General features: G+C 65.3%; 16 protein-coding genes. 9 read left to right on the forward strand and 7 right to left on the reverse strand.

Features of this window, described 5'->3' with window-relative positions:
• Positions 1–67: 67 nt before the first annotated feature.
• Both IEX41_RS11460 and IEX41_RS11465 read right to left on the reverse strand, forming a co-directional pair.
• Positions 68–340, reverse strand: a complete 273-nt coding sequence (locus IEX41_RS11460; protein ID WP_229673168.1) for a hypothetical protein — start codon at positions 338–340, stop codon at positions 68–70.
• A gap of 109 nt (positions 341–449) precedes the next feature.
• The gene (locus IEX41_RS11465; RefSeq protein WP_188790386.1) at positions 450–1,046 is read right to left on the reverse strand and encodes an outer membrane protein; all 597 of its coding nucleotides are present in this window, start codon (positions 1,044–1,046) and stop codon (positions 450–452) included.
• 460 nt (positions 1,047–1,506) lie between these two features.
• Between IEX41_RS11465 and IEX41_RS11470 the strand changes: the two genes are divergently transcribed.
• Together IEX41_RS11470 and IEX41_RS11475 are read left to right on the forward strand one after the other, a co-directional pair.
• Positions 1,507–1,938 (forward strand): DUF4168 domain-containing protein, encoded by a 432-nt coding sequence (locus tag IEX41_RS11470; RefSeq protein ID WP_188790387.1) that lies wholly within the window; start codon positions 1,507–1,509, stop codon positions 1,936–1,938.
• 149 nt (positions 1,939–2,087) lie between these two features.
• The gene (locus IEX41_RS11475) at positions 2,088–2,393 is read left to right on the forward strand and encodes a hypothetical protein (RefSeq protein ID WP_188790388.1); all 306 of its coding nucleotides are present in this window, start codon (positions 2,088–2,090) and stop codon (positions 2,391–2,393) included.
• 167 nt (positions 2,394–2,560) lie between these two features.
• Here IEX41_RS11475 and lepA read toward each other — a convergent pair whose 3' ends face one another.
• Positions 2,561–4,363 carry a translation elongation factor 4 gene (gene lepA, locus IEX41_RS11480; RefSeq protein ID WP_188790389.1) on the reverse strand — a complete coding sequence of 601 codons (1,803 nt, stop codon included), beginning with the start codon at positions 4,361–4,363 and terminating at the stop codon, positions 2,561–2,563.
• A gap of 202 nt (positions 4,364–4,565) precedes the next feature.
• Positions 4,566–5,852 carry an NAD(P)/FAD-dependent oxidoreductase gene (locus IEX41_RS11485; protein ID WP_188790390.1) on the reverse strand — a complete coding sequence of 429 codons (1,287 nt, stop codon included), beginning with the start codon at positions 5,850–5,852 and terminating at the stop codon, positions 4,566–4,568.
• Positions 5,853–6,199: 347 nt separating this feature from the next.
• On the opposite strand from IEX41_RS11485, the gene IEX41_RS11490 reads away from it, so the two are divergent.
• Both IEX41_RS11490 and IEX41_RS11495 read left to right on the forward strand, forming a co-directional pair.
• A complete protein-coding gene (locus IEX41_RS11490) occupies positions 6,200–6,538 on the forward strand; it encodes a hypothetical protein (protein ID WP_188790391.1) in 339 nt (112 codons plus the stop codon).
• A 342-nt stretch (positions 6,539–6,880) separates the two neighbouring features.
• Positions 6,881–7,849 carry a LysR family transcriptional regulator gene (locus IEX41_RS11495; RefSeq protein WP_188790392.1) on the forward strand — a complete coding sequence of 323 codons (969 nt, stop codon included), beginning with the start codon at positions 6,881–6,883 and terminating at the stop codon, positions 7,847–7,849.
• A 286-nt stretch (positions 7,850–8,135) separates the two neighbouring features.
• On the opposite strand, the gene IEX41_RS11500 is transcribed toward IEX41_RS11495, so the two are convergent.
• Positions 8,136–8,894: an alpha/beta fold hydrolase gene (locus IEX41_RS11500; protein ID WP_188790393.1), complete on the reverse strand. Its 759-nt coding sequence runs from the start codon at positions 8,892–8,894 to the stop codon at positions 8,136–8,138.
• Between the two features lie 144 nt (positions 8,895–9,038).
• Here IEX41_RS11500 and IEX41_RS11505 point away from each other — a divergent pair, with 144 nt between their 5' ends.
• On the forward strand, positions 9,039–9,410 hold the full coding sequence (locus IEX41_RS11505) for a hypothetical protein (protein WP_229673170.1): 372 nt from the start codon (positions 9,039–9,041) through the stop codon (positions 9,408–9,410).
• A 100-nt stretch (positions 9,411–9,510) separates the two neighbouring features.
• Here IEX41_RS11505 and IEX41_RS11510 read toward each other — a convergent pair whose 3' ends face one another.
• Positions 9,511–10,209, reverse strand: a complete 699-nt coding sequence (locus tag IEX41_RS11510) for an NUDIX hydrolase (RefSeq protein WP_188790395.1) — start codon at positions 10,207–10,209, stop codon at positions 9,511–9,513.
• Complete coding sequence (locus IEX41_RS11515; protein ID WP_188790396.1) at positions 10,206–10,724, reverse strand: DUF983 domain-containing protein; 519 nt, start codon at positions 10,722–10,724, stop codon at positions 10,206–10,208. The genes IEX41_RS11510 and IEX41_RS11515 overlap by 4 nt, the downstream gene beginning before the upstream one ends.
• Before the next feature lie 289 nt (positions 10,725–11,013).
• On the opposite strand from IEX41_RS11515, the gene IEX41_RS11520 reads away from it, so the two are divergent.
• The 4 genes from IEX41_RS11520 to IEX41_RS11535 all read left to right on the forward strand — a co-directional run bounded on the left by IEX41_RS11520 (position 11,014) and on the right by IEX41_RS11535 (position 13,262).
• Positions 11,014–11,670, forward strand: coding sequence for an EF-hand domain-containing protein (locus tag IEX41_RS11520; RefSeq protein ID WP_188790397.1), 657 nt, complete (start codon positions 11,014–11,016; stop codon positions 11,668–11,670).
• An 88-nt stretch (positions 11,671–11,758) separates the two neighbouring features.
• Positions 11,759–12,343 carry an RNA polymerase sigma factor gene (locus IEX41_RS11525; RefSeq protein WP_188790398.1) on the forward strand — a complete coding sequence of 195 codons (585 nt, stop codon included), beginning with the start codon at positions 11,759–11,761 and terminating at the stop codon, positions 12,341–12,343.
• Positions 12,336–12,716 (forward strand): hypothetical protein, encoded by a 381-nt coding sequence (locus IEX41_RS11530; RefSeq protein ID WP_229673172.1) that lies wholly within the window; start codon positions 12,336–12,338, stop codon positions 12,714–12,716. The genes IEX41_RS11525 and IEX41_RS11530 overlap by 8 nt, the downstream gene beginning before the upstream one ends.
• Before the next feature lie 3 nt (positions 12,717–12,719).
• On the forward strand, positions 12,720–13,262 hold the full coding sequence (locus IEX41_RS11535) for a periplasmic heavy metal sensor (protein WP_188790400.1): 543 nt from the start codon (positions 12,720–12,722) through the stop codon (positions 13,260–13,262).
• The last annotated feature ends 5 nt before the right edge of the window (positions 13,263–13,267 follow it).

Below are 13,267 nucleotides of genomic sequence, written 5' to 3' on the forward strand. Positions count from 1 at the left end.
AGCCGGGGGCAGGGGGAAAGAGGCGCTGCGCGGCAGCACCCCATGATGCTGGGGGAAAGCCTGTGGATTACGCCGGATCTTGTGGCGTGTCGGCCCAATTCTGGCCCATGGCGACGATGCAGGATGTCCCCGAGGCGTAGGCGATCACCATGGTCCAGTCGCCGTCCGGGGCTGTCCAGAGCTCGACGATTTCGTCGGGGCTTCGTAGGCCGGTGGAGGCAAGTTGCGCCCCGTGCCGGGTTTTCAGCCGCTCCGTCAGGTGCGCGCCCGGTTCGCAGAGCGCATCCGCGATCGGCGATGCCGGCGATGCCGGGGCGGCGAGGGCAAGAAGGGGAATCACGAGGCAGGTGCGCATGCACCGAAGTGTAACGCGACGATGACGAACCGCCTAGCGCGTACGAAAAACGCCCGGCCACGAGGGCCGGGCGCGGTGCCTTTGATCTGGAGGATCAGAAGCGGTAGTTCATGCCCACCGTGGTGGTGGTCGCGTTCACTTCGAGGTCGTCGTTGTCGAAGTTGTTGAACTCGTTGTACTTCACTTCACCGTTCAGCGTGACGTTGTCGGAAACGTAGGTTTCGACGCCGGCACCGACGTAGTAGCCGTCCGAGCTGCCTGCATCGAGGCTACCGCCATCAGTGGTGGCGTGCGCATAGCCGCCGGTGCCGTAGACCATGGTCTTGCCGAGGTCATAGCCCACGCGGCCGCCGACACGGGCAATGCCATCGAGGTCGCCGGCATCGCCGAGGTCGATATCGGTCGCGTCGTACTCGATGCCGCCACCCAGCACGTAGTTGCCGAAATCGTGGTCGTAGTAGCCGCGCACGCCGTAGACAGCGCCTTCGTCGGATTCTTCAGCATCGCCGTCTGCATCGGCCCAGCCGTAACCCAAAGTGGCACCCAGCGATGCGCCGGTCCAGTCGGTGTCCGGGGTCATCACTACCGGCGCGGGTGCGGTCGGCGCGACTTGGGGCGGGGCGGTGTCGATGGAACCTGCCAGTGCGGGGGTGGCGAGGAAGGGCACGAGGATGAGGGGCTTGAGAGTCATGGTCGTCTGCTCCGTAGTCTGTCTATTGCTATTCGTTCAGGCGGCGACTGATGCGCCGTCGACAGGGAAGTAACGATAGGTCTGCCGGAACGCTCCACACGCGGCGGTCACATCATTTTGCTGTTGCGGAACTGCCGCGAAAATGCCCGAAAATCGCCTGTCTGGCAAAGGTTTGCCGCCGCTTCCTCATGTATGCGCTCGAATTGGCCGACTTGCCCCGACGTCAAAGGAACCAAGGGCGTGGAGCGGTTTCGAGCGGCATTTCGCCTCCAAGATTTGCCCGGCGGAGCGCTGCCGTCGGCGCGCGGAGAAAACGGCGGTGTCCCGCTGTTTTCACGTCGGTCCGGGTTGGGGTCTTCAAACCCGGGGGGAGGCATACCTAGGTCTTAGGCAACGGCACGGGATGAGCCCGTGTCCGCAACCTGAAGATCGAGATCCGGACAATCCGGAAGGAGATACCATGAAACGCAATACGCTTCTCACCTCGACCGTTGTCGCCGCCCTTGTTGCCGCTCCGCTGGCACCTGCCTTCGCTCAGACCATGGAGCCCGAGGCCCCCGTCCAGACGCAGGAAGCACCGGCCCAGGCAACGCCTGAAAGCGACTTCAGCGAAGACCAGCTGAATTCCTTTGTCGACGCAGCACTGGAAGTGCAGGGCGTTCAGCAGGAGTTTGCAGCCCAGATCCAGCAAGCGCCCGAGCCCGAGCAGAAGCAGGCTCTGGTCATGGAAGCGCAGGAAGAGATGGCCGCAGCGGTTGATGGCACCGAGGGTATGGACGTCGACACCTATAACGAGATCAGCACGGCGGCACAGGCCGACCCGGAGCTGAACGAGCGCCTGATGGCGATGGTGCAGACCCGTCAGGGTACTCAGGGTACCATGACCGAGTGATCTTCGAGCCCTAGCCCAAGCGATCAGTCCCTCTTGCTGATCGTCTTGGGGAGCCAAGGCACGTATCGGGCCGCTCCTTCGGGGGCGGCCCTTTTCTTATTCGCCCTGCATTGCAACGCGGAGTTTTGATCTCGTGATAGGCCGCTATCATGCCATCTGCACTCAGCGTTAACTTCACTTTGGCTTGCTTTAGAAGAGGTAGCATCCCCGGAATTCTGATCGTATTTGCGTCGTTGCCCGCTCTTGCATGTGAGGCTGGCGGCTGGTGGGCACTGATGAAGCGAAAGGTCACCGTCGACGAGCAGGATCAGAGCGCCGCTGTCGATGTGCCGCTCTTTGGCAAGATCACGACGAAGGCCGGGTGGGAAGATGTCTACGGAGTCTGGCGTGCCGGTCGGCGGCTGCGCCATGATCGTGAATCTGTGGAGCGAGCAGAAATTTGTCACCCTGACTGATGATGCGGGCGACTGGAGCTTTGACGCGGGCGCTTTGTACGGGGTGCCCCAAGGCACGCCTGCTCCAAAGGGGCAGCACCTCGGGTGGCCCCAATCCCTGAACATGCGCGAGCCGCTAGAAAGCGAAATCGCCCCTTATAGGGGCGATTACTGAGCTCTGGTCTGGATCAGGTGTCCATCTTGAGGGCGGAAATGAAGGCTTCCTGCGGGATTTCGACCTTGCCGAATTGGCGCATCTTCTTCTTGCCGGCCTTCTGCTTTTCCAGAAGTTTTTTCTTCCGGGTGGCGTCACCGCCGTAGCACTTGGCCGTCACGTCCTTGCGCATGGCCGACAGGGTCTCGCGTGCGATGACCTTGCCGCCGATGGCCGCCTGGATCGGGATCTTGAACATGTGGCGCGGGATCAGCTCTTTGAGCTTCTCACACATGGCGCGGCCACGCATCTCGGCACGGTCGCGGTGAACCATCATGGCAAGCGCATCCACCGGTTCGTCGTTCACCAAAATCGACATCTTCACGAGGTTGTCCTCGCGGTAGCCAATCATCTCGTAATCGAACGACGCATAGCCCTTGGTCACGGACTTCAGGCGGTCGTAGAAATCGAACACCACCTCGTTGAGCGGCAGATCATAGACCGTCATCGCGCGCCCACCGACATAGGTGAGGTCCATCTGGATGCCGCGCCGCTCCTGGCAGAGCTTGAGCACATCGCCAAGGTATTCGTCGGGGACCATGATGGTCGCCTTGATGCGCGGCTCCTGGATGTGGTCCACGGTCGACATGTCGGGCATGTCGGCAGGGTTGTGAAGGTCGCGCCGCTCACCGTCCTTGGTGTAGAGGTGGTAGATCACCGATGGGGCGGTGGTGATCAGCTCGATGTTGTACTCGCGCTCCAGACGGTCCCGGATCACCTCGAGGTGCAGCAGGCCAAGGAAGCCGCAACGGAAGCCGAAGCCAAGCGCCGCCGAGGTCTCCATCTCGAAGGTGAAGGACGCATCGTTCAGCGCCAGCTTTTCGATGGCGTCGCGCATGTCCTCGAAGTCGTTCGCATCGACCGGGAAGAGACCGCAGAACACCACCGGCACCGACGGCTTGAAGCCGGGCAGGGGCGTTTCGCACTGCTTCTTCTCATGAGTGATCGTGTCACCGACGCGGGTGTCGCGGACCTGCTTGATCGAGGCGTTGAGGTAGCCGATCTCGCCCGGTCCAAGCTCCTTCACCGCGGTCATCGCGGGGCGATAGACCCCCACGTCGTCCACGTCATAGGTGCCGCCGGTCTTCATCATGCGGATGCGGTCGCCCTTCTTGAGGACGCCGTCGATGATCCGCACGATACAGATCACGCCGAGATACTGGTCATATTTCGAATCCACCAGCATCGCCTTCAGCGGCGCATTTCGGTCGCCAACTGTGGGGGCGGGCAGGCGCTTGACGATGGCTTCCAGCACATCGGGGATGCCGATGCCTGTCTTGGCCGAGATCAGGCAGGCGTCCTGGCTGTCGATGCCGATGACGTCCTCGATCTGCTCCTTGACGCGGTCGGGCTCTGCGGCGGGCAGGTCGACCTTGTTGAGCACCGGGACGATCTCGTGATCGGCGTCGATGGCGGTATAGACGTTGGCGAGGGTCTGCGCCTCGACGCCCTGCGTCGCGTCCACCACCAGCAGCGAGCCTTCGACCGCATGCATGGAACGCGCGACTTCGTAGGCGAAGTCGACGTGTCCGGGCGTGTCGATAAGGTTGAGCACGTAGGTGTGCCCATCCTGCGCCGGGTATTCGATGCGGACGGTGTTGGCTTTGATCGTGATGCCCCGCTCGCGCTCGATGTCCATCGAGTCGAGCAGTTGCTCCTGCATGTCGCGTTCGGCGACGGTGCCGGTAAGCTGGATCAGCCGGTCGGCCAGGGTGGATTTCCCGTGGTCGATGTGGGCAACGATGGAGAAATTGCGGATATGCGCGAGATCGGTCATGATTGCCGGGATATGCGGTGGAAACGGCTGCCGGTCAAGGTGGTGTTTGGCAGTCTGCACACTTGCGCGCCGTATCGCGTGCTTTGGTATCCGCCTCGTGGCCTCGGCCGCGCTCTTGTATTTGAGCCCCGCAGACATGAACGGGCGTTTCCAGAAGCGGCCAGGAAAAGGCGCCCTCCGTGGGGCGCCTTTTGTGCTTTGTTCACTCCACCTGCGTCACCTTCGGCACCGCGATCCCCTGCTTGCCTTGCGTGATGAGGCGGGCGGAGTTCTGGCCCGTGGTGTGGGACCAGAACCAGCTCCAGACCACGGCCACGCGGTTGCGGGTACCGATCAGGAAGTAGATGTGGGCGACGCCCCAGACCCACCACGCCAGCGTGCCGCGCAGCTTGATCCAACCAAAATCGGCAACTGCCGCCTTGCGACCGATGGTGGCAAGGCTGCCCTTGTGCTTGTAGACGAAGGGTCCGGGATTGCGGCCCTTGCCAAGGCGCGAGGCCACGAGGCGCGCCACGTATTCGCCCTGCTGCTTGGCGGCAGGGGCGACGCCCGGTACCGGCTTACCGTCGGTGTTCCTGACCGACGCCGTATCACCGATGACGAAGATCTCGGGGTGATCCTCGACCGTCAGTTCGGGGCCCACCGGGGTGCGGCCCGCGCGGTCGGCCTCGAGGCCCAGCCATTGCGCCGCGCGCGAGGCCTTGACCCCCGCCGCCCAGATCGCCGTGCGGGAGGGGATGCACTCATCACCGATGGTAATCGACTCCTCGTCGCAGGCGGTCACGGCGGTGCCTGCGCGGACCTCGACGCCAAGCTCGGTCAGGGCGTGTTCGGTGTAGGCCGAAAGATCCTCGGGGAAGGCGGCCAGAACGCGCGGCCCCGCCTCGAGCAACAGTACGCGGGCATCTCGAGTGTCGATGCTGCGGAACTCGCGGGGCAGAACCCGCTGCGCCAGCTCGGCGATGATGCCCACCAGCTCCACCCCGGTGGGGCCTGCGCCGACCACGGCGAAGGTCAGAAGCGCCTTGCGCTCCTCGGGGTCCGAGGTGCGCTCGGCGGCTTCGAAGGCCGACAGCATGCGGCGACGGATCGCGGTTGCGTCCTCGAGGGTCTTGAGGCCGGGCGCTGCCGTCTCCCAATCGTCATGGCCGAAATAGGAATGCCGCGCACCGGTGGCCAGCACCAGTGTGTCGTAAGAGACGCTGTCGCCATCGGCGAGGCTCACCGTCTTGGCCTGCGGGTCAACGCCGTTGACCTCGGCCATAAGCGTGTTCACCTCGGGGCGGTCGCGCAGGAGGTGGCGCAGCGGCCATGCAATGTCCGATGTCGGCAGGATCGAGGTCGCCACCTGGTACAGCAGAGGCTGGAAGAGGTGGTGGTTGCGGCTGTCGATGAGGGTGATCTCGACATCCTTGTGCTTGAGATCCCTGACGCAGGCGAGGCCGCCAAAGCCTCCGCCGACGACGACTACATGATGTTTGCGTTCCATCCGTGGTGCCTTTTCATTCGCCTGTCGCTCCTCCCTCGACCGGGCAGTTAGGCCTCTTTTTCGAGATTGGCCAGTGGCGGTGCCGGGATAGCGGCGCGCCTCTCGTAAACGTGTGCTGCGGATGCATGGTATTGCAAAAGCTGTTTCGGAACAGTTGCTTGGATGCGGGGGTATGCAGCGCCCAGTATGCCGGTGCATGCCGCGCGCCGGTGCTGTGGCCGGCGTGCCCGCTGACAGCGAGGTGAATTGAAAAAGACCTTGTTTTGCGGCACAATCGCGCCAAATGCTCCGGCAAGAACAGGGTGCAAAGCCCTACAGGAGCGATCGAGCGGAAGGATGACAGGCAGATGAAGGCAATCAGCGGTATGATTGTGCTTGCCCTCTTGGCGGGCTGTGGCGGTGGTGGCGGCAGCGACTACCGGGTGACGCGGATGGCGAGCGGTCCGATCAGCAAGGCTTGCCTTGCCAGCGACCGCAAGGCCCGCAGCCCGGCGCTGTGCGGCTGCATTCAGGCGGCGGCGAACGCCGAGCTGAGCGGTTCGGATCAGCGCAGGGCGGTGAAGTTCTACTCGGACCCGCATGAAGCCCAGGAGGTGCGCCAGTCAGACCGTGGCCGTGACCGTGACTTCTGGGACCGCTACAGCGCCTACGTGAACCGGTCCGAACGCCAGTGCACCGGCCTTTGAAACAGCTCTGATCGAAGCTGAAGACGCTTATCTGAAACGGGATCATGGTTCGGCCTGTGTCCCGGTCCTGGTCGCATCGTCAAACCCGGCAGCGACGGGCTTGGCGACGGTATCGCCGTCGTGGCGCCTCGCGTGCTCACGCTGGCCTCGCAGCCATCCGATAGCCGGGGCAGGCCTCATGCGTGCTGTTCCCACCTTTCCGCCGAGTCTCACCCGAGAGGCCTGGGGCGGCCTTCAGGTGTCTTCGGAGGCAGGGCGCAAGGGCTTGACCTCTGAAGGAGAGTTTCGGAGAAGGTGAATCTGTGGCCCGAGCGGATCTGCGCTGGCCGGGGAGGGCGTTCGATGTTGATGAAGGGGATCAGCCTGCGCGGGCTTGAGGTCTTCGAGGCGCTGGCGGCCACCGGGTCCGTCGCCCAGGCCGCAGAGCGCACGGGGCTGAGCCAGCCGGCGGTGAGCCAGCAGATGCGCAACCTCGAGACCGCCCTCGGGGCCGAGCTGGTAGATCACGGACGGCGTCCCATGCAGTTGACCCAGGCAGGCCGGTCGTTCCTCATGCGAACTCAGACGGTGCTGGGACAGCTGCGGCTGGCACACAGCGAGCTCACGGTGATGGACCTGACGCACCTGAGCACGCTGAGCCTCGGGGTGATCGACGATTTCGACAATGACGTGACGCCCCAACTGGTCACGATCCTTGCTGAGAACATGACCCGCTGCCGCTTCAAGCTGGTCACCGCCCCCAGCCACGAGATCGCCGAGGCCATGCGCGAGCGGCGGCTCAACATCGCGGTCGCGGCAAGCTCCGGCGCGGTGCATGAGGGGGTGGTGGAATATCCGCTCGTGAGCGATCCGTTCATGCTGGTCTGTGCCAGGGACGCGGTGGCCGAGGCGGGCGGCGCTGAGGCGCTGATGCAGGCCTTGCCAATGCTGCGCTATGATCGCGACCAGCTGATCGGGCGCCAGATCGAGGCGCATCTGGCTCGCCACAAGCTGGAATTCCCCGAACGTTTCGAGATCGGCGCGCACCTGTCGCTGATGACGCTTGTATCGCGAGGGGTGGGATGGGGCATCACCACGCCGCTGGGCTACATGCGCGCCGGGCGTTTCCACGACCGGATGGAGGCCCACCCGCTGCCGTTCAGCCCGTTCTCGCGCACCATCTCGTTGTTTGCAGCCTCGGACTGGAGCGACCGGGTGCCGCGCGATGTGGCGCAGACCCTTCGCAAGCTCGTGGGAGAGCTGGTGATCGATCCCGCCCTTCGCCAGCTGCCATGGCTCGAGGGCGACCTGCGGCTGCTTGCGGACGGCTGATGCCGGGCCGCTTGGCGGTTCCCATCCGTGTCGTGTCGTGGGCGCTAAAGCCTACGTGTGACCCTTTTCAATGCCAGGCTGGCGCACGGGGCAGCGGATCAGGCGGGGCGTGGCCGGTTTGGCCAAGAAATCGCAAGATTTCATTTTTCGGAAGGAAGGGGTTTGGAAACGCTTCCGAGGCAGTCGGCCAATCTGCCACACGTCCGCTTAGCAAGAGCGTCCGGCACAACCGAGCGTCGCGCCGGGCAGGTAGTCATGCGAGCACTCAGACACGCATCATTGTCCCTCAGGCGGCCAGGAAGGCCCGCACTGCCGCTTCGAATTCGCGCGGCTTTTCCGCGTGCAGCCAGTGGCCGGCACCGGGGATCTTAGCGAAACGCGCCGCCGGGAACAGCGCCTTGATGTCGTCCCGGTGTTCACGCTGCACGTAATCACTGTCTGCGCCCGACAGGAACAGCGTGGGCTGGTCGAACTGCCCCTCCATCTTCGGGAAGCCGATGATCTTGTCCATGTCCCGGGCCAGCAGGTCCAGGTTCAGCGTCCAGCGCTTTTCGCGCAGGTCGAGTGACTGGGTGAAGAAAGCCTGCAGCTGCGGGTCGGGAATGTGCCGCGACAGCTGCTCCGCCGCATCCGAACGCTTCTCGCAAGAGGACAGGTCGACAGCGCGCATGGCGTCGATGTTCTCCATCTGGGAATGGGTGTAGGTCACCGGCGCCACGTCGGCCACGAGCAGTCGGTTCACCAGCTCGGGTCGGGTGAGCGCCAGCACCATCGCCGCCTTGCCGCCCATGGAGTGGCCGACCACGTCTGCGCGCCCGCCATGGGCCTCGATGACGTCGGCAAGGTCGGCGGCCATGCCGGGGTAGTCGTGGCTGTCCGTCCAGTCCGAGGCACCGTGGTTGCGCTGGTCCACGGTGATGACCTGCCTCTCGTCCGACAGGCGCCTGGCGATCACGCCCCAGTTGCGGGCGGATCCGAACAGACCGTGGACAATCAGAAGCGGAGGGCGGTCGGTGGCGTCACCGTGGAGGATCGTGTTCAGCATGGCTCCTGTTTAAGCAGGCATGCAGGCGAATGGAATGGGGAGAAGGACGAGGGGCGTGACGTTTCTACCGCAGCCCTGGACCCGTGGTGCGCACGAGGGCTTGCGCGAAAGGCACGACTGCGACGACATGGGGACATGACAACGATGACCGACCCCACCCTTGCCGCCGCCTGCGAGCGGATTGAGCGTCTCTTCGAGACGCGTCTGAAGCTGCGCAAGGGCGATTTCGAAAAGCGCGTGGCCCGGGCGCGCAAGATGCTGCCCCGTAGCCTGCGCCGGGATTTCGCCCGGCTCCTAGATGCCCGCCGCATGAGCGAGATTCCCAAAACCGCGCGAATGATCGACATGGTTTCTGTGCGCCGCTCGGCGGCGCGGATCGAAGCGCATCTCGCGGCGGTGGATCTTGCGGATCGGCGCAGGGGGCGGATGCTTGCCCTGCTCGCCAGTGTCATGGCGAGCCTGATCGTTGTCTTTGCGCTGGTGCTGTTCGTGCTTCGGTGGCGCGGCTACGTCTGAACCGGCAGGCGGCTGCAGGGCCGCAGGCAAATTCCTTGAAAGGAATTTAGCTGCCGTGCTCGGGCGTCACCGTGACGTTCGACCGGTTGAATGAGCCCGGTCAATGCGGCTGCGGTACGCCGTGTAGACGCATGAAGAGGCTTTCCTCGTCGTCATTGCGAAAGAACGGCACCGACGCGGGCGGCGCGCTCTCATGCAGCTGTGCGGTCACCTCGGCCAGAACCACCTCGGTGATGAAGGGCAGATCAAAGCTGCGCACCCGGTCCAGCGGAATCCACTGCAGGTGGCTCAGCTCGTCGCAGGCGGCCGAGAAATCGTCGATGTCAGTGGCGATCTCGCTTGCGTCGACCATGAAGAAGCGTGCGTCGAAGCGGCGGGGCCGTCCCGGCGGGGTGATGGCCCGGAACACGAATTGCAACGCCGATGCGTCGGGTACATGCCCGGTGGCGGCAAAGCTGTGCCAGTCGGTCGCCGCAGGCGCCCAGGCCCCGGAGGCGCCGAGGATCAGTCCGGTCTCTTCCCAAAGCTCGCGGATCGCCGCCACCGCCAGCGCATGCGACAGCTCCGCCGGAGCGGCCTGGGCCAGCTGGGTCCTGCATCCGGCGGGCAGGGGGCGGGCCAGCGGGATCGCCGCATCGCCTTCATCCACCGCGCCGCCGGGAAAGACGAACTTGTTAGGCATGAAGGCGGCGGTGGCCCCGCGCTGCCCCATCAGCACGCTCGGGGTGCCGGCGCGGTCCCGGATGACGATGACGGTCGCCGCATCGCGGACCGCTGGCGCGCCGGGGGCGGTGCTCATGGTCTGTCCTCCCGGGCGTTGCCATGCGTCGCCGGGGCGAGCACCCGGGGTTCTGACGGGCTGACCGAGAACCCGTGCATCCGCCGCGCCCATTGCAGTCCGACGATCCCGCCCTTCAGCCGTGGCAGCAGGAAGAGTGACAGGGCGACGCAGCCGGTGGCCAGAATCGTCAGCAGCACCAGCGGCTGCGGCCGCCAATGCACAAAGGACATGTGCAGGGCCGGTGCCATGATGTGCCCGACGATCAGGATCGTCAGGTAGGCCGGTCCGTCGTCGGCGCGGTGATGATACAGGTCTTCGCCGCAGACCGGGCACTGGTCGCGGACCTTGAGATAGCTATGCAGCAGCGGTCCCTTGCCGCAACTCGGGCAGCGCCCGCGCAGGCCCTTGCGGATCGCGGGCCAGGTGTCGCGTTCGGGCTCGGCCTCCGGGGCTGGGGGCGGCGTCGCGGGGCCGGCGTCCAGAGGCGCATCGGCCGGATCGGTCGAGCGCTGGATGTGATGATGCTCCTCCATGGTCCTCCTTCACCATGTTAGACTGTGCCAGACGCCTGTGGCGCCGGCCTTCAGCATGCCACGCCTTGCCTGTCCGGGTAAGGCGGCACGATGCCTTGCGGCGCCGTGTCGCAAACGCCCTCCAACGTTCACGGCTCCGGCGCTGACCATGCACGATCCTGCGCGCGTTCGGCAAGCCTTGAAAAATGAGAGAATTTTTCTGCGACGGAAGCTGCGCGCCTGGGCGTGAAAGATACAGATCGGCGGCCAGAGGGGCGCCGGCAGAAGTGATGAACAGGAGATCGCAGCGATGAAACCGATGACCAGAGTTCTGACCGGCGCAGCCTTGGTGCTTATGGGAACCGCAAGCCTTGCGGCCGCCTTCCCCGGTGAAAGCCGTGGTGACGGCCCGCAGGGTCAGCGGGGTCACGACCGTTCGGCACTGATGCTGCTCGGTCTTGACACTGACGGTGACGGCGCGATCAGCGCGGCCGAACTCGAGGCAGCAGGCCCCGCGGCGGCCTTTGCCGAGGCTGATGCCGATGCCGACGGTATGCTGACCGCCGACGAGCTTACCATCTTCCGGGCCGCGCAGGAGGCTGCCCGCGAGGCGCGGCGCTCGCGCATGATGATCGGACGTCTCGACACCGACGGGGATGGCCGGCTCACCCTTGAGGATCTGTCGAAGCGCAGTGACCGGCGGGCCGCGCTTTTCGAGAGAGCGGACACTGATGGTGACGGCACTCTAAGCGCTGAAGAGCTGGACACCTTGCGTGCCGATATGCGTGACGCGCGCGGCCCCCGGCATGGATCGCGTGAAGGTCACGGGGATCGTGGCCACTGGCAGCACCACGGCAAAACGCGTGGTGAGGGGCCGCAGGGCCCGCGCGAGATGCAGCGCGGAGAAGGCCCGGCGTCGGCCGGTGCCCCCACGGTACAGCAGGACGACGATCCCGCCACCGAGTGACCTGCAGACGGGTCTGTGGGCGGTGGCTTTGCCGCCCGCAGGCATTGCGCCGTGCCGGTCTCCGGGCTAGCGCAGTGGGAAGGGCCGGATGCCATATGACGCGATGAACGATTGCAGTGACGATATGCTGCTCGCGGCCTATGCCGCGGGGGATCCTGCCGCGGCGCGGGCGCTGACCGCGAGGCTGGGCCCCCGGGCGTTTGCCCACGCCATGCGCATGCTGCGCGACCGGGCCGAGGCCGAGGATGTGGCGCAAGAGGCGCTGCTGCGCCTGTGGCGGGCCGCGCCGGGCTGGCGGGCGGGCGAGGCGAAGGTGTCGACCTGGCTCTACCGTGTCGTCTCGAACCTGTGCATTGATCGGATACGGCGGCGCAGGGGCGGGCATCTGGACATCTGCGATGTGCCCGAGCCCGAGGATCCCGCTCCGTCGGTTGAGCAGGACCTGCAGCAGGGCGCCCGGGGCCGGGCGCTGGACGAGGCGCTCGGCAGCTTGCCCGAGCGGCAGAAACAGGCGGTGGTGTTGCGGCATCTCGAGGGGCTGTCCAACCCCGAAATCGCTGACATCATGGAGATCGGCGTGCGTGCGGTGGAAAGCCTTACCGCCCGTGGGCGCAAGACGCTGGAGGGGCTTCTGGCCCCGAGGCGTGATGAGTTGGGGTATGACGATGACTGACGATCGCAGAACGGAAGAGGGCGGGCTGGCACCATGGTTCGATGCCGGGCGGGACGAAGCGCCACTGCCGTCAGGCGACTGGTTGGCACGTATGGAAGCGATGGCGCTCGAAATGCAGCCTGCGCCTGCGCCCGCGGGCATTGCCACGCCCGAACGTGCAGCCCCTGCGTGGCGTGGCTGGCTGCGGGATATGCTTCGCGGGCTCGGCGGATGGCCTGCCATGGCCGGGTTGGTGGCTGCCTGCGCCACCGGGGTGTGGTTCGGTGTGGTCGCGCCGTCGGAGTTGTCCGATTGGTTGGCGCCTGCAGGTAGGGATGCGATGACGGCGATCGAGCCTGCCAGTGGCTTCGATTACGCAATGCTGGGACTTTGAAACATGAGCACTGACAGGACATCCGGCAGCACACCGCCCGCCTCAAGGCGGCTACGGGCACTACTTTTCACCTCGCTTGCGGTGAATGTCGCCGTGGCCGGGCTGGCGGCGGGCGCCTTCCTGCTGCGCCCCAATCATGACCGGCCGCCGCCACGCGGGCGCGACTACGTCTTCCTCTATACCGACGCATTCGATGACGGGCAGCGTGAGGCGCTCGGGCAGAGCCTCCGGTCACGCTTCAATCGCGAGAGTGGTGGCCCGGAAGGCGCTGGACGGCAGGGGCTGGGGCAGATGCTGACACCCTACCGCGAGGCGCTTGGCGTTCTGCGCGCAGAGACCTTCGACGAGGCTGCCTTTGCCCGCATCCTGCGCTCGCAGAACGCCCAGGCCGAACGGCGGCAGGCCGCCGGGGAAGAGATGCTGACGGACTTCATGGCAACGCTCGACCCGGCCGAACGGTCGGCCTACGCGGATCGCCTTGAAAAGAGGGTGAATCGCCTCGCGGGGCGGATACAGTCGTTCCGCGAACGGCACCGGCACAATTGATCCTG

It is taken from the genome of Salipiger pallidus (assembly GCF_014643635.1).
GTDB lineage: Bacteria > Pseudomonadota > Alphaproteobacteria > Rhodobacterales > Rhodobacteraceae > Salipiger > Salipiger pallidus.